Below are 18,908 nucleotides of genomic sequence, written 5' to 3'. Positions count from 1 at the left end.
CAGACAAGGTCGCTATCGGCAATGCTAGAGCCAACGCACCAGGCATTTGGGGATTAGATAAGTTTCTGAGGCGGTTTGATTGGCCGAATAGAGTGTAGACAGCCGGGTCCAAGTTTTTGAGTAACTGGATCGACCAGGATCATCGGTTCACAAAGCTGTATGTCCGGCACATGTGTTTTTTCATACCGTTCAAATCCATTTCGGCCACTTAGGATGGAATTGAGGCGGCCAGCATAATCCTAAAACCGCAGTTCAAAAGCGCGATGACTTCTGGCTTTCGGATGTTTGCCGGAATCGCAGGAAAATTTCGATTAGAATGGCGCCGTCTCTGGTTTTCACAGTGTGTTGCGCCACTATCTTGCACTAACGTAACTCGTTGTCCTTCAACGAGGAAAGTTCGAAGTTGAAATCATCGCTGTACTGCGCGCTCAGGAAATCTACGAAGCGTTTGTGAAACTGCCGCGTGTGTTCATGAGCAAGGTGGTCTGCGCGCGCGACGTCGCGGTCTCGGATTGCGTTGATCATGTCCTGATGCTCTGGGCCCAATAACGTATCTGTGGCCGAGGATTGAATGTAGTCGAAGTGCATATGCAGAATGCGGCGGCCTTCATCCAGAAGTTGGCCATAGGCGCGGGCGAGATATGGATTTTTGCCCGCTGCAGCGATCGCCATGTGAAAATCGCGGTTGCAGGCGGACATGGCCAGATAGTCATTTGCGATACAGGCCTGATCAAAGGCGTGTGCTTCTTTCTCCATCAGTTCGATCTGGCTTTCTGACCGGTATTGTGCGGCCAGTCTTGTGTTGATCCTTTGCAGGAAATCCAGCGCTTCGACATAGCGGGGAAACTCGGTCAGTTTGATGGGTGCGACCAGGGTTGAGCGGTTCGAGAGCATCGCCACCAACCCTTCGGCAGACAGCCGGACGAGGGCTTCGCGCACCGGTGAGCGCGACATGGCGAACCGCTCGGAAAGACCGGTTTCATCCAGCGGCTCCCCCGGTTGCAAGGCGAGAGAAAGAATCTCGCGCTTGAGCGTGTCGTAGACGTATTTGGATCCGCCTCCCTTTGGGCGTTTCTGCCTATCCACCTGTTTTTTGGTCATTCTAAAATTCTCCAGAACAGAAGGCTGAATCTATGCGCCCGCCGGACAATATTATTGACTTGTCGACCTAGTGTCGACAAAAAGAGTCCTGACAAATGTAAAGCAGCGTTGTCACCAGGTCTTCACGCTGCGACCGCTCACGCGAAACACCAAATACGTCCGCCGGGACGACGCATGTACCTGAAGTTTATGGATATGAGGACTTCCACATGAGCTATTATGTCAAACTCTCAGGTGTGATGCCCGCGCTGATCACTCCGTTCGGGCCGGATGGCAAAATCAACTTTTCTGCTTTCGAAGGCCTGTTGACCCATTTCCGCGGTGCGGGTGTGACCGGCTGGGTGCCGAATGGCTCGACCGGTGAGTATTTCAGTCAATCGACCGCAGAGCGCCGTCAGGTTCTTCAATTCGTCAAGGATTTCGCAAACGACGATGAGACACTGATTGCAGGCACAAACGCCCCCGCCACGCGTGAGGTGATCGAGCAAACCGCGATGGCCAAAGAGATCGGTTACGACAATGTTCTGCTTGCGCCACCGTTCTACACGCGTCCGACGCAGGAAGAACTGATCGGGCACTATGAAACGGTGCTGGCCGAGGTAGATGTGAACATCGTGCTCTACAGCTATCCGCTGAAGGACGGGGCCGATATCTCGTTCGAATTGATGGACCATTTTGCGGACAACCCGCGTGTCATCGGCATCAAGGAAAGCTCAGGCGTATTGCAGCGGGCAGTTGATATTGCCACGCGCTATGAGGGCAAGATCCAGTTGGTTTCGGGTTCGGATGATATCGCGCTGGACTTCATGTTCTGGGGTGCGGAAAGCTGGATTTGCGGACCGTCGAATTGCATGGCGAAAGCCTGCTGCGATTTGGATCGTCTGTACAAGGCCGGTGAGTTGGTCGCTGCCAAAGAGCTAATGAAAAAGCTGTACCGTGCCATGAACATTCTGGAGAGCGGCAAGTTTGTGCAGAAGATCAAGTTTGGTGCTGAATTGCAGGGGCTGGACGTTGGCGAATGCCGCGCGCCGCTGGGTCCGTTGACCGAGGCTGAAAAGGCCGAGTTCACCGAGGCCATGCGGCCGATTCTGGCGATGTGAGCTCGACTTAATCCCAGTGCGGGTATTGGTCGTGCCCGCCATTTCAAGGTGCCATCTGGTGCAACAGGATCAGTCCAATCACAGCGTTGTCGTTGGGGCCGGTGTCATCGGTGCCGCCATCGCGTATGAGCTGCAAAAACGCGGGTCGCAGGTTACGTTGATTGACCCAGACCCGCGACGGCGCAGCGCGTCATACGGAAACATGGCGTCGATTGCCGTGACCGAGTTCATGCCGGTCTCGCGCCCGTCGGTCTGGCGGCAAACGCCGTTTTGGCTTCTGGATCCCGAGGGTCCGATCCGGGTTTCTCCGGGCTATGCCCCGCGCCTGATACCGTGGTTTGCGCGGTTCTTCTGGGCGGGGCGGCCGTCGAAGTTGCGTCAGCTTGAGGCGCAGGGTGCCGCCCTTTGCCACCGGGCTCTGGCAGATACCGAACGGTTGATGGCCGAGCTGGGCCTGTCGCATGATCTCAGCCGCACAGGTTGCTTGTCGCTTTATGCCAGCGAGGCCGAGCTTGTCGCCGACCGAGAGCGGCTGGACATGCTGGACCGACATGGTTTCGGCTATGAGGTGCTGGATCGGAACGCTTTGCACGATCTGGAACCCGAGATCGCCGAAGTTATCCAAAAGGCCGTGTTGTTGCCCGACAACCGCACCGTGCGCGACCCCTATGCGATCGTGACGCGCCTGACCGAGGCCTTTGTGGGGCAGGGCGGTCAGGTTCAGCATCGCATGGTCACCGGCTTTGAACGCGCTGAGCGTATTGCGGGCGTGACGTTGGAGGATGGTCAAACACTTAAGGCGGATCAGGTCATTCTGGCCGCCGGGGCCTATACGGGTCGATTGTCCAGGCAACTGGGTGAGCCGATCCCGCTGGAGACCGAACGCGGTTATCACACGCAGATCGACGCGCCGGGTGTTCATCTGGATCACTCTATTATCTGGCCGGCCATGGCGTTCATGGTTTCACCCACCGCGGGGGGCATTCGCATAGGCGGTACGGTCGAGATGGCCGGTCTGGACGCGGCCCCGGACTGGCGGCGCGCAAATATCACCCTGAAACGCGCGCGCAAAGCGCTGCCGAACCTGCGGGTGGACGAGGCCAGCGAATGGATGGGCCATCGCCCCGCTTTCCCGGATACGGTGCCGGTCCTGTCCGCCTCAGCCAAGGTTCCGGGGGTGTATTACGCCACGGGCCATGGTCACTTGGGGCTGACTTACGCCGCAACCACGGCCAAACTGATGGGGCAGCTCATAGCTGGTGAGACACCTGATATCGACCTGCATCCATATCGGATTGACCGATTTTGACACTGAACACAGGAGCGGACCATGACCGAACAAACATGTCTTATCATTGGTGGCGGGCGCGGAATGGGCGCTGCCACCGCCCGCGAGATGCACGCGCGCGGGTACAAGCTGGCGCTGATGTCCCCGTCGGACTCCTGCGAGTTTCTGGCCCAGGAACTGGGCGGTGTCGCCCATCGCGGCAAGGCTGAGAATGCCGCCGACACGCAGGCCGTCTTTGATCTGACGATGACCACCTATGGCCGCATTGATGCTTGTCTGATCCATGTGGGCGGCCCGCCCAAGGGCGATCTGCTGGACATCCCCGAAGAAGACTGGGACCGTGCCCATGAAATGGTTCTGAAACCTGTCATTCGCATGGCCAAACTGCTCACCCCGGTGATGGAGGGGCAGGGTGGTGGCTCGATCGTCAACATCACCACGTTTTCGGCCTTTGAACCGTCGCTGACCTTCCCGACCTCCAGCGTGTACCGCGTTGGTGTTTCCAGCTTTACCAAGCAATATTCTGATCGTTACGGCCCTGCGAATATTCGCATGAACTGCTTGTTGCCCGGATTTACCGACAGCCTCGATCTGCCGCACAAATTTGCCGAAATGTCCGCCCTTGGCCGTTTGGCCCGGGCTGAGGAACAGGCCAAAGCGGCGGCGTTTCTGCTGAGCGATGACAGCAGCTATATCACCGGCCAATCTCTGCGCGTCGATGGTGGGGTCACACGGCATATGTAGGGACAAACCATGCAGGACCCGCACGAATGGGTTGTCGCCGCTTCTGGAAGATGGCGTATTGCGTGAGGCGGGTACAGGAAATCCGGTATTGGGCGGGAACCGGGCGTTTGGGGATTGAACTACGTCCGCGAAACGAAACAGATCACGCCCTATGACCGGTCCAGACCCTGGGGTTGGTACATCAAGGAGTAGCGATGCGACTGGGCTTTATTGGAACAGGGGTCATAACCGAAGCGGTTGTGACCGGATTACTGGGGTCAGAAGTCGATGTGACCACGATCTGCGTCACCGAACGCAATCAAACCATCTCGGCCCGGTTGGCGGCGGCAAGTGACAAGGTGCAAGTCTGTGCGGATGCACAGACCGTTGTCGATGGGTCCGATCTGGTGTTTCTGGCGGTGCGCCCACAGGACGCGCAGGCGGTGCTGACGCCGTTGCGATTTGCCGAAGGGCAGCATGTTTGCAGCCTGATCGCCACAGTAACCCATGAGGTTCTGCAAGGCTGGATCGGCGCATCTGTGCGCCTGTTCCGTGCAATCCCCTTGCCCTCGGTCGCCCATCATCGCGGCGTTACGGTTCTGTTTCCGCATGACCCGGTCGGCGATGCACTGTTTGCTCCGCTGGGGACCGTGGTCAGCGCCCGAACGGTAGAAGAGTTCGATGCCTTCGCCACGGCAAGCGCCGTGATGGGGACGTATTTTGGTATCTTGGATGCGGCCTCGGACTGGATGCAATCCAATGGGATTGGCCGGTTGGATGCGCAACGCTATCTCAGCGGCGTTTTTTCCGGGCTGGCGCATACGATGATGGAAGATCGTGACAAACCTTATGAGATGCTGCGGGTTGAACACTCCACCCCGGCAGGGCTGAACGCGCAACTGTTCGAGGTCTTCGCAAAATCCGGCGGTCCCGAGGCTTTGAAAGCAGGCCTCGATAGCGTCATGCAGCGGCTGAGTAATGCGCGCAAGGCGTCTGGCGGAGACGCGGGATGACCTGTTCTCTGCAAGGTAAGACCGTACTGTTGAGGGGGACGACCGAGTCGATTGGTCGGGCCACCGCCCATGACGATACGTCGGGCACTGTTCACGTGACCGACATGGCCTCGGACGAGGCACAATATCTCTGTGACTCGGTGGCGGAAATCACCGGTGCTCAGACCGTGGCCTAAAGATACGGAAAGGATAAACCCATGCGCTGGTCGAGAACTCTGCAAACGGTTGATGTGCATTGCGCTGGTGAGATTGGTCGTGTCGTGACCGGCGGCGTGCTGGACATTCCCGGTGCGACCATGGCTGACAAGCTGGATCATCTGAACAAGGTCGATGACAGCCTGCGCCAGCTTCTGTGTTCGGAACCGCGCTCGGCCCCGGCGGGGTCGTTCTGTCTGTTGGTGCCTGCCTGTAATCCGGCGGCCGATATCGGGTTCATGGTCCTGCAACCGGACCAAGCCCATGCCATGTCAGGCTCAAACGCCATGTGCACCGTGACCGCCTTGCTTGAAACCGGGGCGATCCCGATGGTCGAGCCCGAAACCACCGTGACCCTGGACACGGCGGCCGGTCTGGTCCGGGCACGAGCCGCCTGTGAAGGTGGCAAGGTAACTCGGGTATCGCTTGATATGCCGCCGTCTTTTGTGGCCAAGAAGGACAGCGAGATTGAGACGCCGGACTGGGGGACGATCCGCTATGATCTGTGTTTCGGCGGCGTGTTCTATGCGCTGGTCGATGTGGATCAGATCGGGTTGACGATCGCCCCGGACAACGCGCGCGCGCTTGCGACGCAGGGGGTTGCACTGCGCAACATGATTGCCGAAACCGAAGAGGCGCCGCACCCGACCACACCGGCCTTGAACGGTCTGGCCTATGTGATGTTTCGTTCAACCGACCCGGATGGTGCGATCCGAACCTGCACAACGCTGCGCCCGGGGCGGGTCGACCGGTCGCCCTGTGGCACAGGATCAAATGCCAATATGGCAGCGCGACATGCAATGGGGCTGGCAGCGCCCGGAGACATCGCGATCTCACGCTCGATCATCGGCGGCGAGTTCACGACCGAGCTTTTGGGCGTCACGAAGGTGGGAGAGTTCAAAGCGACATTGAATCGCGTGTCAGGCCAGAGTTGGATCTACGCACTCTCACAGATTGGCCTGGACCCCACCGACCCGTTTCAAAGCGGTTTCCGGCTGTCGGATACTTGGGGCGGTTAGGGTCGCAAGAAGGCAAATCCCGGTGGGTATGTAAGGGGCGACATAATTCAGTGCTTCTTTATCACGCGCGCCAGGTGTCCGTCAGCCGATGTCCTTCGGGCCACGGATCGGACGGGTCCAGCATGTGCTGGTGGGATCCTGTATTCCACTCTCGCCCGGAATTTTGGGGATGATGGCAGGACGGCTTCCGACATTGGTTTCCGAAAGGATCGTGCCGGAAAAGGTTGATCCGATAAGCGAACGGGCCGTCAGGCGATCACCTGGTTTCATTTTCTCCTGGGCGTGCAGCAGGGCCATTCGGGCCGACAGGGCTGTTCCCGTTGGCGATCGGTCCACCTTGCCGGGCTGAATTGCAACCGCAGCGCCGGTTTCCTGACCTTCAGCGCCCTCAACCAGTGATCCGGCAAACAGACAGAAGGAAAAATGCCGCCAATCCGGGTTTTCGGGATGTTCAAACAAAAGTTGTTCATTGGCAGCGTTGGTGATGTGGACACCAAGTTTTGCGATATCATGGGCTTCGTCTTCGACCAATGAAAAGCCCAAAGCTGCGGCGTCGACGACGACAAAGCTGTCACCTCCATAGGCCGTATCCACTGTCAATGACCCGAGGCCATCGACAGTCAGGTTCTGGCCGATCTCACATGCGAAGGATGGAAGATTCTGCACATAAATACGTTCTGCTTTACCATCGCGACATTCGGCCCGCACGCGGACCAAGCCGCCCGGTGCTTCCAATACCATATGTGTTGCGGGCGCTTGCGGCATCACCGATGCGGAACAGCTGGAATGTGCCATCCGGGTTGCGATCCGGCGTTTGTTTGCGCCCTTCAATCAGCGCGTCATTATCTATGACGCCAAGGTTTGGCGAGATCGGCTTGAGGTCAAAGTAGAGATCGGCAAATGGCAGCATCCCATAGTTGACGATGACTTGATCATAGGTTTTTCAATTGGGAAGGCGCTGTAATCCGTGCCGATCGTGGCCTTGAGACGATTGCTGTGTTGCGCCACCCCCATAAGCCGCCGAGGTGGGAGACGGCAAAGCGCTGGTTCCTTCAAATGCCAAATTGGGCGCAATTGGGATCTCGATTGACCTGCCGCAGAGCTACAAGGACGATCCCTGGTCTTTCGACCAACTGGATACTCCGACCCTTGGTGTACCAGACGCCCCCGCCCTGGACGAGCTGGTGTTGCTCATCGCCTATGCGGACAGAGGTTGTCAGACCACGCCCCCGCCGCGCGAAGTCGACAGGGGCGTGGCATTGGTAAACGGGCGCGTTATTCGGCCGGAACAGACCCTTGTGCCTTTTGCGCGTCCGGGTCGGGATCAGCCTTCCAGATTGTCCAGCCCATAAACCCGAACACAAGCGTCACAAGCGGCGACAGCCAGCAAAAGAACGCAAAAGGCAGATAGGCCAGCGTCGCCACCCCAAGGGTTGCGGCCTGATAGGCCCCGCCGGAATTCCAAGGGATCAGGTTTGCCGTCACCGTTGCCGAGTCCTCGACCGCGCGGGACAGGTTTTCGGGGGCAAGACCGCGATCGCTATAGGCCTGCGCATAGGTACGCGCGCCCATTACGATGGCCATGTACTGATCGCACAGAACCATGTTTGCGCCGATGCTGGTAAACACTGTAGAGGCGATCAGGCCGCCGTCGGAATTGACTTTGGACAGGATTTTATCTGCGATGGCCTTCAACTGGTTTGTTCGCTCCATCACGCCGCCAAACATCATGGCCACGATCACAAGGCTGATTGTGTACATCATCGAATCCATCCCGCCGCGTGACAGAAGGCTGTCGACATCCGCGTTGCCGGTGGTGGCCTCGAACCCGCCAAACGCGGCATTTGCCAGCGCGCCATAATCGGCCCCCTGCAACCCGACGGCCAAAACCGCGCCTGCAATGACACCCAGCGTGATCCCGGGAATCGCGGGCATTTTGCGATAGGATACAAACAACACGATCAGCGGCGGTAGGATCATGGCGATGTTGATCGTGAAATTGTCCTGCAACACCGTCAGAATGGTCGAAATACGCTCGATATTCTCTTCACCGCCTGAATAGGACAGGCCCAGCACCGTTTCGATGATCAGAGTCAGCGTGATCGATACCCCGGTCGTGTAGGACATGTGCTTGATATGCGTGAACAGATCCGTCCCGGCCAGGGCGGGTGCCATGTTGGTCGTGTCGGACAAAGGGGACATCTTGTCGCCAAAATACGCCCCTGACAGGACCGCGCCCGCCACCAGAGGCAGCGGAAAGCCCAGACCAGCCCCAACTCCCATCAGCGCCACGCCGATGGTTCCGGTTGTGCCCCAACTGGTGCCCGTGGCCAGTGATGTCAGCGCGCAGATGACCACTGTGACCGGCAGGAAAACCGACGGGGACAGGAACGTCAGCCCATAATAGATCAGCGTGGGTACAACGCCGCCCAGAATCCAGACCCCGATCAGAATGCCGACAACGATCAGGATGATCGTGGCGGGCAGCGCATTGGTGATCCCGCGCACCATGCCGTTCTGGATGTTTTGCCAGCTAAAGCCACAGCGCAACGCCACCAGCGACGCCACAAGAACGCCGAGCAACATCGGTACATGCGGGTCCAGACCGTAGACAACGATCGAAACGCTGATGCCGACGACAAGTGAGAAAAGCGATACCATCGCCTCCCAAAAGTGCGGCATGCGCGCACCCTTTGGAATATCCGTTTTCATATTCTGCCTCCCGTCAGAGTGATCATTCCTCGATGAAATATCCGGCGAGAGTACTTTCCTTCATGGTCTGTTTTTAGATGGATTTTTGTGCAAGATGATAGTGAGACTTACGATTCGAAGGTCAAAACATTCGATATGGACGAAAAAGATCACCTGATCGTCTCGGAACTCAGGCGCAATTCACGGGTTACGTTGTCGGTTCTGGCATCGTTGACGGGGCTTTCGCGGGTTACGATACGGGCGCGGATAGACCGGCTGGTCAAGTCCGGCGTGATCCTTGGCTTCACCATCACCTTGAAAGATGATGTGCAAAAAGCGGCCATTCGCGGCCTGACGATGCTGGGGATCGAAGGGGTTGGCACCGAACGGATCAAGCGAACTTTACGAGGGTATCCCGAGGTGACCGCAATCCACGCGACCAACGGAAAATGGGATCTGATTGTCGAAACCGGAACAGAAACCGTCGAGGAGCTGGACATCGTTTTGGGTAAGATCCGCCGCATTCCAGGCGTGCGCGATAGCGAAACCAACCTGTTGCTGGCCACTCAGATGAATATCGACGTTTAGTGCGGTATTCACCCTTCGTTCACTCACCTTCAGGTTGGTCTTTCGAGAAACGTTCGGACAGGTCATTTCAGATAGCCGGCCTGCGACACAGGGCAGAGATTTGGCTTTTGGTACGTTTACTGCGCAGTCCGATCGGATCGGCCAAGAATACCTTCCAGCTGAGTTCGATTTCCACTTTGGGTTGTTCTCCAAAGCGGTATCCGACAAAGTGTCTGCAACGCTGAGTGCGTGAATTTCGCAACGGACCGGGCTCAACAGCCGTGACGTGGAGGAAACAAGGTGAGTAATAAACTCCTGAGAAAAGGAGTGGGCTTAGCACCAAAGGCGCCCCGTTTGAATCGTCCTCTGCTTGGCGTCAATTTCTTCGCTGGCGACGTTATGGCTGGGTTCGGGCCCTATTTGGCGATCTATTTGCTCGCTCAACTGCATTGGTCGCCCCAGAATATCGGGTTCGCTCTGGCTTTGGGGTCAATCGTGACAGTTCTGGCGCAGACACCAGCCGGAGCGTTGATCGACTGGACCAAGGCCAAACGCTTGCTCATGGTTGTCTGTGTTTCAGCGGTTGGCCTGGCGGCTCTTACGTTGGTTTTTTTCGAACAAACCTTCGCGATTTTCGCGGCGCAGGCGACAATGGGTGTGGCCCTGGCATTTCTTGGACCGCTGATTGCCGCAATAACGCTGGGTGTCGTCGGGCGCAAAGCGTTTACGCGGCAAACCAGCGCAAACCAGGCCTGGAATCACGCCGGGAATGTAGTGGCTGCCGCGCTTGCCGCCGCGCTTGCCTTAGCCGGATATGTGGATGGAATATTTGTCCTGATTTCCGCCATGTGCATTGGGATGATCATTTGCACGATGATGATCAATCCTTCGGATATCGACCACGAAGCAGCTCGCGGTGGTGTAGCTGAAGACAGTTCCGGACAGGAAAAACCCAGCGGATTTGTTACGGTCATCCGTGATCGCAGGCTTTTGATTTTTGGGGTTTCGATCGTCCTTTTTCATTGCGCCAACGCCAGTATGCTGCCTTTGGTCAGCCAAAAGGTGGCGAGCGGTGGCGACACAAAATCCGGCATTGCTTTTACATCGGCTTGCATAATTTCCGCCCAATTCATCATGATCGGCATGGCGGTACTTTGTGGTAAAACCGCAGACAGCTGGGGACGCAAACCGTTATTCTTGTTGGCATTCGCGATACTCCCGATACGCGCAATCCTATACACCCTGACAGACAATTCGTTCGCCTTGGTTGCGATCCAGTCGTTTGACGGTGTGGCCAACGGTATTTTTGCAGTGCTGTTTCTGCTGATCGTCTCAGACATTACCAAAGGAACCGGACGGTTCAACATAGCTCAGGGTGCTTTGGCCACGTTGGTGGGTGTAGGAGCGTCTGCCAGTAACTTAATCGCAGAAGAAATCGTACAATATGCCAGTTATGACATGGCCTTCTATTTCCTCGCGATCGTTTCGGTCCTGGGTGCGACCATCTTCGCTGCGCTGATGCCGGAAACTGCGCAGCACAAATTGTCACCAAACGCCCTAAAGAACTAACTTAATGCTTCTTAGACGGAGGCCATGTCTTGTCGTTTAGCCTTGTTGTTTCAATTGCCGTTTTCACGCTGATCGCCATCCGAGAATGGCTGCCGTCCTTTCTGAAGATTTGGCATGTGATGGCAGCAGGTGCATTCGTTCTGTTGGTGAGTGGTACGATTTCGCCCAAAACTGCGGTCGAAGTGATCGACTGGAATGTCATGCTATATCTTTTTTCGGTGTTTTCGATCGGTCGAGCGCTTTACGAAAATGGCATTTCGCACAGGATCGCCGGGTGGATGGTCGGGTGGCGGACACCCGGTGTCTCGCTTGTGGCATTCATGATGCTTTTTGCGTTGATTGCCGCCGTCTTAACCAATGATGCCGCCGCCATCATCGGAACTCCCATCGCGTTGATGCTGGCACGCCAGACCGGTGCAGATCAAAAGACATTTCTTGTGGCACTCTGTGTATCCGTCACAATTGGCAGCATGGCGACCCCGATTGGAAACCCTCAAAACCTCTTGATCGCCGCAAGCGGGGAAGTTCCCGCACCAATGGTTACCTTCTTGCACTGGTTGATTGTTCCGACGCTGATCTGTCTTGGTGGCAGCGCGCTTTGGTTATCAAAGCGCATGGTTGTTGTTGCTCCGGATTGCCAGGATTCCGGAATGCTCAAGTCGAGCGAAGGATCGCAATGGCCTGTGCTGGTCGCAATTGCGGTACTTGTGGTGCTGGTTTCCGTTGAGAGTGTCCTTGCCGCGACCGGGTCCGAGCTCGGCTACCCATTAGGTGTAGCCGCAGCTATCGCGTGTCTGCCTGTGTATCTGTTCGACGCATCCCGCGCCAAGACCTTTGTCCGTCTGGATTGGCCAACATTGGCGTTCTTTGTCGCCATGTTTATCGTGACCGGAGCCCTTTTGGATTCTGGCTCGATTAAAACCATACTTGGCGAAGAACGAGATCATATGAATGAGCCGCTCGTGACTGCCGGGATAAGTTTCTTCGGAAGCCAGGTATTTTCGAACGTCCCCCTCGTCGACATGTATCTCAAACTTCTGCCGTCTTTTGATGTGCCTAACCTAATGATGCTGGCCGGAGTTTCTACTTTGGCAGGTAACGTGTTCATCATCAGCGCGGCAAGCAATGTCATCGTACTGCAGATGGCTGATCGAATGGGGGCCGAAGACGTGACCTTTACACAATTTATGAAAGCAGTCTTGCCGATAGGCGTCGTATCAACGCTGGTGACCATCGGTTGGATTTTAGTTCTGGAGGAACACTTGTCCCGAGCAAGTTTCTGAGCATTGGTTCAAATTGGAGCTATTACTTGAAAATTGGCTTATGTACCGAGTTCGGTAGTCGAGGTCTGAAAGAGGTGTAAGGCATCGCCGGGAATAGCTCGATTCATCTCCGGAATGCGATCGGAATCGATCAAAAGCTCTGTCGCGGAATTGACCAACTTGCGCGCACTACGGTAGACATGAACAAAATCGCGGCGGCCGCCTAAAGGCTGCACTCATCGGGCAAGCAGATGCAATGAAACAGGCTTATGAGCATACTATAAAGGCTGGCTTGGCTGTCCTTTGTCTGTCGTTGATCCTGTGGTCCGTGACGCCATCCTTTTCCCACGCACCGGTGGTTTTTGAGACGATTCAGGATCATCTGGAAATGGTCGAGGATCATGGCCATTCGCACGGGTTCGAAGAAGACCTCTTTTGGGCCATGCACGGCCATAGCCATGATGTGGCGGATCATGACCACAATCAGGCCTTTCTCGCCAGTGGCCCCGGCACCAATCCAGAGATGAACGCAGGAGAGGCTTGGCGCGGGTTGTTTCACGCCCAAGGCCCCACCCGTCAGTTCCGAATAGACCGACCTCCGCGCGCTTGATCGGCGCTGCGCGGCTCACGCGCGTTATTGATCAATCCAAATACTAAGCGGAGTTACTCCATGAAAACCTTCATTGAAGGCGTCAGACGCGATCCCAAGCGTCTCGCGTTCTTCGTCTTATCCATGCTGCTGCTATCGACAAGCGCAGCTTTGGCGCATGATGTTACGCCCGGCGATGCCGGCTATATCCAAGAGATCTGGGGCGTGCACATCATCCCCTTCATGTATCTCGGGGCCAAACATATGGTCACGGGCTACGACCATATCCTGTTCCTCCTGGGCGTCGTCTTCTTCCTCTATCGGTCAAAGGACGTTGCGGTCTATGTGAGTCTCTTTGCCCTGGGTCATTCCATCACGATGCTGGCGGGCGTCTGGTTTGGTTGGGGGATCAGCTCATACATTGTAGACGCTATCATCGGGTTGTCTGTCGTCTACAAAGCGCTGGACAACCTTGGGGCCTATCAACGGTGGTTCGGTTTTCAGCCCAACACCAAGGCGGCGACTTTCATCTTCGGCCTGTTCCACGGCACCGGCCTGGCGACGAAGATACTGGACTATCAGATTGCGCCGGACGGGTTGTTGCCCAACCTTCTGGCCTTCAATGTTGGCGTCGAGATCGGACAGCTTCTGGCGCTGGCCGCCATCCTCATCATCATGGGGTACTGGCGGAAAAGTGCCAAGTTCTTCCAGCAAGCCTACACGGTCAACGTTGTCATGATGACCATCGGCTTTGTGCTGATGGGATACCAGATCACCGGCTATTTCGTGGCCGCATAAGGAAATCCAGAAATGTTTAACGCAAAGAAACCAAGCCTCGAAGAATTGCCAAGCTCAACCCAGCTTCTTCGGTCCACCATCATCGCCGCCGTTAGCGCCGTGGCGATCCTGATCGCTGTTGTTTTGCCTGCGGAATACGGGATCGACCCGACCGGGGCGGGCCGCGTGCTTGGCCTGACTGAGATGGGCGAAATCAAGCAGGATCTGGCCGACGAAGCCGAACAGGATCAGCAACTTCATGGGGCTGATCAGTCCTCCAGCTTGCTGGGCGATATATTCGGTCTGTTTGTTGGCTCTGCACACGCGCAGGAGGCGTGGCAGGACACAATCACCTTCACGCTTGAACCGGGCGCGTTCACCGAGATCAAGGCAACCATGGAAGAGGGCGCGACCCTTTTCTATGCGTGGACGTCGGAGGGCCGTCGGATAAACTTTGACCTTCACGCCCATGCGGGCGACCAAAACGTGACCTATGAGAAGGGGCGCGGTCAAACCGAAGGCGAAGGCAGCTTCGAAACCCCTTTCGCCGGTGATCATGGCTGGTTCTGGCGCAACAGGGACGATGAGGCGGTCACCGTTACGCTCAACTTGAAGGGCGCGTATTCGGGAATTGTTCAAAGCGATTAAGACCAAGAGCCGCGCATCCAGGAACCGGATGCGCGGCCCGGTCTATTAAGGCCGAAGCAGAGCAGACCAATCTGGCCGCCGGAACACTTCTTTTCCTCCGCTCTTGAACTTTGACGAACAACATCTGCAGCTTCGGGGTTGTCGCTTCGGCGGTCGCTTGAAAACTCGAAGAAATGCAAATGCACGTCGCAAATCAGAGGAAAATGAGCGTTCCGGTTGATCTGAGCAATCCAGTAGCCAATTGTTCACTTCCTGTTTCGTGTCTACCTTGCACTGGTAAGGTCGCCGTGAAATCAAAATGAGGTCTGGATGAAGCCGCGCGCAATTGTTCTCGTTCACGGGCTATGGCACGGAGGTTGGTGCTGGTCGCGTGTCGCTGATCTGCTCAGAGGTCAGGGATACCGTGTTGATACCCCTACCAATACGGGTGTCGGTGAACGCTCCCACTTGCTGACCAGAGATATTACCCTTGAGACGTTTGTGGACGACATCGTGCAACATGTTCTTTTTGAGCAATTGCAGGATATCATTCTGGTTGGTCACAGCTTCGGAGGGGCCACCGTCACGGGCGTCGCCGATAGAATCCGCGACAGGGTCGCGAAGCTGATCTATCTCGACGGGGCAATTCTGGAATCCGGCGAAACTTGGATGAGCCTTCTTGACGCGGAGTTCGCCAAGGCAAGGACAGACTTGGCGCAATCCAGCAGCGGTGGGCTTACTTTGCCCCCAGTTGAACCGGCTGCAATGGGTGTGACCAAGGATGAAGATGCAGCATTCATCCAATCCCGCCTGACACCGCATCCGTTTGCTACGATGACAACCGCGTTGGATCTTGAACGGCCAGCAGGTGATGGGCTGGATGTGCATTACATTCAATGCACGGATCCGCCTTACCCACCCGCCAATCTGTCGCTGGCGCGGGCCCGTGAGAAACACTGGCCAGTCACTCAGATTGCGACCGGTCACGATGCTATGGTTCTGGCACCTGCACTGGTCGCAGACGAGATCGCCCGGATTTCTGGATCAACGGGATAACTGCTTGTTGCCCCGATTCAGCTAGTGTTTTAACGCCGTCATTCGGGGTAGGTTTCCGTTCAGGGGCCTTGCGCGGACCTTATCGTATCAATCGCTGGCCCTTTCGGTATCCAGAACGGATCGGAGTATGAAGCGGGTTGCGGGATCAATTTCATCGCCTTTTAGCAAGGCTCTGAGCTCAGGATTGAGTTCGGTGGAATTCCATTTTTGCAGCGTAGTCGCGATCCGTGCCGCCGATGAGCTGTCATTTGCCAAAACTCGGGAAAACGCGTCTATTATGTGCGGTCTGTATTCTGGGCGAACTGTTCCGCCATCGGCCAATGCCTTTATCAGTGCCTTTTGCTTTCCCGGATTGTCTTTAATTTGCGGCAGCGCGTTCCCGATCGCGCGGATCGCGGAAAGGCCATCTACCTCAATACCGGCAAGCGCCCATTCATAGACGTTTGATTTGTTCGATTGTAGAACTTCGGCAAAGTTGGATCTTACAACCTGTGCGGCGTTTTCATCGGTTTGCAGGCCCAGCAATCGAATGGAAACGGGCACGAAACTCACGCGATCGACTCTGCTGAACTCAATCAACAGCTGATCCGTGGGTACAGATATCTCGACCCCATGGATCAGTTCATACGGGGCGCGGTGCATCTCGATCAATGCAACATCGCGCAAGGCTTTGTCCTGGCTGGACAGATAGTCAGCAAAGAACGCAACACGGTGTTGATCAATCGAATTGGTCGAGGTCCAGGATTCTGCCGACATTCGCAATCGTTCCACGAAGTCGGCTCTTTCCTCGGTCATCATGAATATTCTTGTCCAACGCCTGGAAAGGCTTAAGCCGGATCCCGTTTTGTCTGTCGCTCCGTAGGTGAAAAGCACCGTTTTGTCGGGATCTGAAAGAAGCGTGCGTCTTGTGGAGCTGTCGATCAGAAACGGAATCTCGGGCATCTGATGGAAGGTTCCGGCACTTTCTTTCCAAACCTGGACGGGGGCGAACTGGAATGAATTGCCCTCTTTCGGGCGCGCCAGCACAATGAAATCTGCGGTAAGAATATGATCTGTGATCGATGCTTCGGGCAATTCGAAACAAACCGTACACGCGTGCGAGGTCCGCGGGTTTACGACGCCAAAGACAAGTAGGCAGAGACTGCACAGAAGCAGCGAAGGGATCGGCATTCGCTTCTTATGTCTACCAATGCGCAACATGACCGGCCTGTTTTACCCCCAAAAACCAACGATGCGTTCGACCAGCCAAAAGGACGCGATTGAACCTATCAGATAACTGGTCGCTGTGTTCAGATAGTGACCTCTTTTTGCATTGAGGTGGGCCAGAGCCGGGGCAAGGCGCAGGATCAGAGTTCCCAAAGCAAGGATCACAACGACAAATAGGATCTGGCCAAATTCAACACCCAGATTGAACCCGAGCAGGGCGACAAAAATATCCGCGTCGGGCAATCCGATTTCGCTTAGGGCGCCGGCGAAACCCAAACCGTGCAAGAGGCCGAAGGAAAAGGAAACCACCCACGGCCACCTCTCGGACAAACGCATGTGATCCCCGTCTCGCTTGGCAATTTCGACCGCAAGAAAGACTATGGACAGTGCGATAACCGCCTCGACCGGCGGGGCAGGGACACGGATCACATTCAGCGATGCCAGGGCCAGTGTGATGCTATGCGCCAGAGTGAAGGCAGTGATCGCCCCAAGCAACCGCCATTTATCCCGGATCAGCACCAACAGCGCAAAAACGAACAAGAGATGGTCGAAGCCTTCAAGAATATGGTCCGTTCCCAAAGCAACATAACTCAGCAACACCGAGAATGCGCTGACATCAGCGGGAACCTCATAGCGCGTATTGTCGGGGGTCAGCCGCACTGTCGCTTGTGGCAGGTCCAATCGATCCACGCGGGCAAGCACATCGGTTCGGGTGTTCCCAAGGCCCGGGACGGCAATGGAACTGCCGGCCAACGGTTTGGCGCATTGAGCGGTCCAGCTGGAAACCCAGGCCAACCCGTCAAACCAAGGGGCCGGAGGAAACGGGTTTTCGCAGTGTTCGGGCAGGCGCACGGTGATCGGCATCGGGCTGCCGTTCACATCCGGTTTTCGCCAGAAAATGCGATAGGTGTCCGGTGTGGTTTCAGTGATTTCAAGATAGCCGGGTTCAAGCGCATGTGCCGATGCTTGTGAGGTGCCAAAGAACGTTAAAGCTGCGGCGATCAATGAAAACAGGATACGCAATATCATTCGCTTTCCTGTTCGGTCGGTGCAATTGTTATGTCGTATCGGTGTTCAAGCTGCTGAATGAACTCTTCTGTTGCATCGGCTTGGCGCATTTCCTGCCAACGGCGCAGCACGGTCTCTTTTACATCTTCATAATCCGGCACAGCCGAGGGTTGCGCCTGTTCGACCCGCACCAGATGCTGCCCATAGCCTGAAGAAACAGGGCCTGCCCATTGACCGACCGGAAGGTCCGCAACAGCGGCTCCGAATTTCTGACCAAACGCTCTGTCGACACTGTCGGTGGTCGACAGCGGCAGGCGGTTTGGCAACAAAGATAAGGTTTCCAGCCCGTTCGGCATTGTCCCATAGTTCAGATCGGCTATGAGTGTTTCTGTTTCCTGCAAGTTTTCAGGCGAGATCAGATAATGCTCGAACGACACTCGGGCAGGCACGCGGAAATCATCTTTATGGTGTTCAAAGAACTGTAAAAGTTCGGTCGCGTCGGGAACATTTCCTGCTGCGGCCGAGGCTGCGATAAACTCCATTTTCTGCCGAAGACGATTGCGGATAATCGGATCATTTTCGTCCATACGAACCGCGCGGGCTTCGCGTACAAGCACCTCTTCCCGAACGTAATTGGTGATCAGATTGTCCAGTTCCTCGCCCGTGGGTGGGCGCTGCCGGGTGTTTGCAAAGTTGCGTTTCAGCTCATTAATATCGCTGCGCGTCACCTCAAACGACATTTCGCTTGGGTCTGTTTCCGTACCGTTCAGCAGAGCGTACAAACCGAAAATCCCCACACCAATCAGAAGGAAATGCAAAAACGGTTCTCGGAGGGTGCGATAAAGCATCGTTTCAATCTCGCCAGGGTTTTGGTCAGTTTTGCACAGCGTCATCCCGAAGGGAATTGTGCGGAGCAAGCAACATGCAGCTCCACACATGTGAGAGAGCGGCGCAGGTCGTCCGGTGGCTCGGGCAACAACCGAGGGGGGATGCTGTCCCGAGCCCGCGAACCGCTCGAAGAGCCCAGGATTCGGCTTGAGGCGGACCCTTCGAGCGGCCGAGCGACTACGCTTCGCCCGCGATATCGGATGTGGGAAAAGGACAATGCCCAAACTTG

Annotated in this window: 19 protein-coding genes and 2 pseudogenes; 14 read left to right on the top strand and 7 right to left on the bottom strand. The window is 56.1% G+C overall.

Translation table 11 applies throughout. From position 1 onward, the window contains the following. Positions 1-363: 363 nt before the first annotated feature. Entirely contained in the window at positions 364-1,101 is a 738-nt protein-coding gene (locus tag ACR0AG_RS17825; protein WP_480841390.1) for a GntR family transcriptional regulator, read from the bottom strand. Between the two features lie 209 nt (positions 1,102-1,310). On the opposite strand from ACR0AG_RS17825, the gene ACR0AG_RS17820 reads away from it, so the two are divergent. The 6 genes from ACR0AG_RS17820 to ACR0AG_RS17795 all read left to right on the top strand — a co-directional run bounded on the left by ACR0AG_RS17820 (position 1,311) and on the right by ACR0AG_RS17795 (position 6,439). Beyond that, positions 1,311-2,201, top strand: coding sequence for a dihydrodipicolinate synthase family protein (locus ACR0AG_RS17820; protein ID WP_480841388.1), 891 nt, complete (start codon positions 1,311-1,313; stop codon positions 2,199-2,201). 58 nt (positions 2,202-2,259) lie between these two features. Next, positions 2,260-3,510, top strand: a complete 1,251-nt coding sequence (locus ACR0AG_RS17815; RefSeq protein ID WP_480841386.1) for an NAD(P)/FAD-dependent oxidoreductase — start codon at positions 2,260-2,262, stop codon at positions 3,508-3,510. A 21-nt stretch (positions 3,511-3,531) separates the two neighbouring features. Further along, positions 3,532-4,233, top strand: coding sequence for an SDR family oxidoreductase (locus ACR0AG_RS17810; protein ID WP_480841384.1), 702 nt, complete (start codon positions 3,532-3,534; stop codon positions 4,231-4,233). A 194-nt stretch (positions 4,234-4,427) separates the two neighbouring features. Then, complete coding sequence (locus ACR0AG_RS17805; RefSeq protein ID WP_480841382.1) at positions 4,428-5,225, top strand: pyrroline-5-carboxylate reductase; 798 nt, start codon at positions 4,428-4,430, stop codon at positions 5,223-5,225. Continuing rightward, positions 5,222-5,401 carry a hypothetical protein gene (locus ACR0AG_RS17800; protein WP_480841380.1) on the top strand — a complete coding sequence of 60 codons (180 nt, stop codon included), beginning with the start codon at positions 5,222-5,224 and terminating at the stop codon, positions 5,399-5,401. Before ACR0AG_RS17805 ends, ACR0AG_RS17800 begins: the two co-directional genes overlap by 4 nt. Positions 5,402-5,422: 21 nt before the next feature. Continuing rightward, positions 5,423-6,439, top strand: a complete 1,017-nt coding sequence (locus ACR0AG_RS17795) for a proline racemase family protein (RefSeq protein WP_480841378.1) — start codon at positions 5,423-5,425, stop codon at positions 6,437-6,439. A gap of 61 nt (positions 6,440-6,500) precedes the next feature. On the opposite strand, the pseudogene ACR0AG_RS17790 reads toward ACR0AG_RS17795, so the two are convergent. Together ACR0AG_RS17790 and ACR0AG_RS17785 are read right to left on the bottom strand one after the other, a co-directional pair. Continuing rightward, positions 6,501-7,270 (bottom strand): annotated as a pseudogene (locus tag ACR0AG_RS17790) (proline racemase family protein); the annotation flags it as partial. Continuing rightward, positions 7,179-7,462 (bottom strand): annotated as a pseudogene (locus tag ACR0AG_RS17785) (N-methylproline demethylase); the annotation flags it as partial. The pseudogenes ACR0AG_RS17790 and ACR0AG_RS17785, both read right to left, overlap by 92 nt. Before the next feature lie 2 nt (positions 7,463-7,464). Between ACR0AG_RS17785 and ACR0AG_RS17780 the strand changes: the two are divergent. Next, complete coding sequence (locus ACR0AG_RS17780; protein ID WP_480841376.1) at positions 7,465-7,791, top strand: amino acid synthesis family protein; 327 nt, start codon at positions 7,465-7,467, stop codon at positions 7,789-7,791. On the opposite strand, the gene nhaC is transcribed toward ACR0AG_RS17780, so the two are convergent. Next, complete coding sequence (gene nhaC / locus ACR0AG_RS17775) at positions 7,715-9,151, bottom strand: Na+/H+ antiporter NhaC (protein ID WP_480841374.1); 1,437 nt, start codon at positions 9,149-9,151, stop codon at positions 7,715-7,717. The two genes, ACR0AG_RS17780 and nhaC, sit on opposite strands and share 77 nt — an antisense overlap. 135 nt (positions 9,152-9,286) lie before the next feature. Here nhaC and ACR0AG_RS17770 point away from each other — a divergent pair, with 135 nt between their 5' ends. The 7 genes from ACR0AG_RS17770 to ACR0AG_RS17740 all read left to right on the top strand — a co-directional run bounded on the left by ACR0AG_RS17770 (position 9,287) and on the right by ACR0AG_RS17740 (position 15,577). Next, a complete protein-coding gene (locus ACR0AG_RS17770) occupies positions 9,287-9,718 on the top strand; it encodes an Lrp/AsnC family transcriptional regulator (RefSeq protein WP_480841372.1) in 432 nt (143 codons plus the stop codon). Between the two features lie 279 nt (positions 9,719-9,997). Beyond that, positions 9,998-11,266 carry an MFS transporter gene (locus ACR0AG_RS17765; RefSeq protein WP_480841370.1) on the top strand — a complete coding sequence of 423 codons (1,269 nt, stop codon included), beginning with the start codon at positions 9,998-10,000 and terminating at the stop codon, positions 11,264-11,266. Positions 11,267-11,295: 29 nt separating this feature from the next. After that, positions 11,296-12,549, top strand: a complete 1,254-nt coding sequence (locus ACR0AG_RS17760) for an ArsB/NhaD family transporter (protein WP_480841368.1) — start codon at positions 11,296-11,298, stop codon at positions 12,547-12,549. Positions 12,550-12,820: 271 nt separating this feature from the next. Further along, on the top strand, positions 12,821-13,138 hold the full coding sequence (locus ACR0AG_RS17755) for a hypothetical protein (protein ID WP_480841366.1): 318 nt from the start codon (positions 12,821-12,823) through the stop codon (positions 13,136-13,138). Positions 13,139-13,198: 60 nt separating this feature from the next. Next, positions 13,199-13,915 (top strand): HupE/UreJ family protein, encoded by a 717-nt coding sequence (locus ACR0AG_RS17750; RefSeq protein WP_480841364.1) that lies wholly within the window; start codon positions 13,199-13,201, stop codon positions 13,913-13,915. Between the two features lie 12 nt (positions 13,916-13,927). Next, on the top strand, positions 13,928-14,542 hold the full coding sequence (locus ACR0AG_RS17745) for a transmembrane anchor protein (protein ID WP_480841362.1): 615 nt from the start codon (positions 13,928-13,930) through the stop codon (positions 14,540-14,542). Positions 14,543-14,851: 309 nt separating this feature from the next. Further along, on the top strand, positions 14,852-15,577 hold the full coding sequence (locus ACR0AG_RS17740; RefSeq protein ID WP_480841360.1) for an alpha/beta hydrolase: 726 nt from the start codon (positions 14,852-14,854) through the stop codon (positions 15,575-15,577). Between the two features lie 87 nt (positions 15,578-15,664). Here ACR0AG_RS17740 and ACR0AG_RS17735 read toward each other — a convergent pair whose 3' ends face one another. The 3 genes from ACR0AG_RS17735 to ACR0AG_RS17725 all read right to left on the bottom strand — a co-directional run bounded on the left by ACR0AG_RS17735 (position 15,665) and on the right by ACR0AG_RS17725 (position 18,903). Then, complete coding sequence (locus ACR0AG_RS17735) at positions 15,665-16,372, bottom strand: hypothetical protein (RefSeq protein WP_480841358.1); 708 nt, start codon at positions 16,370-16,372, stop codon at positions 15,665-15,667. Between the two features lie 417 nt (positions 16,373-16,789). Further along, positions 16,790-17,812 (bottom strand): HupE/UreJ family protein, encoded by a 1,023-nt coding sequence (locus ACR0AG_RS17730; RefSeq protein WP_480841356.1) that lies wholly within the window; start codon positions 17,810-17,812, stop codon positions 16,790-16,792. Next, positions 17,809-18,903 carry a peptidyl-prolyl cis-trans isomerase gene (locus ACR0AG_RS17725; RefSeq protein WP_480841354.1) on the bottom strand — a complete coding sequence of 365 codons (1,095 nt, stop codon included), beginning with the start codon at positions 18,901-18,903 and terminating at the stop codon, positions 17,809-17,811. Before ACR0AG_RS17725 ends, ACR0AG_RS17730 begins: the two co-directional genes overlap by 4 nt. Positions 18,904-18,908 lie beyond the last annotated feature (5 nt).

This window comes from Ruegeria sp. H6 (assembly GCF_056532975.1).
This window is presented reverse-complemented; position numbering and strand designations above follow the sequence as displayed.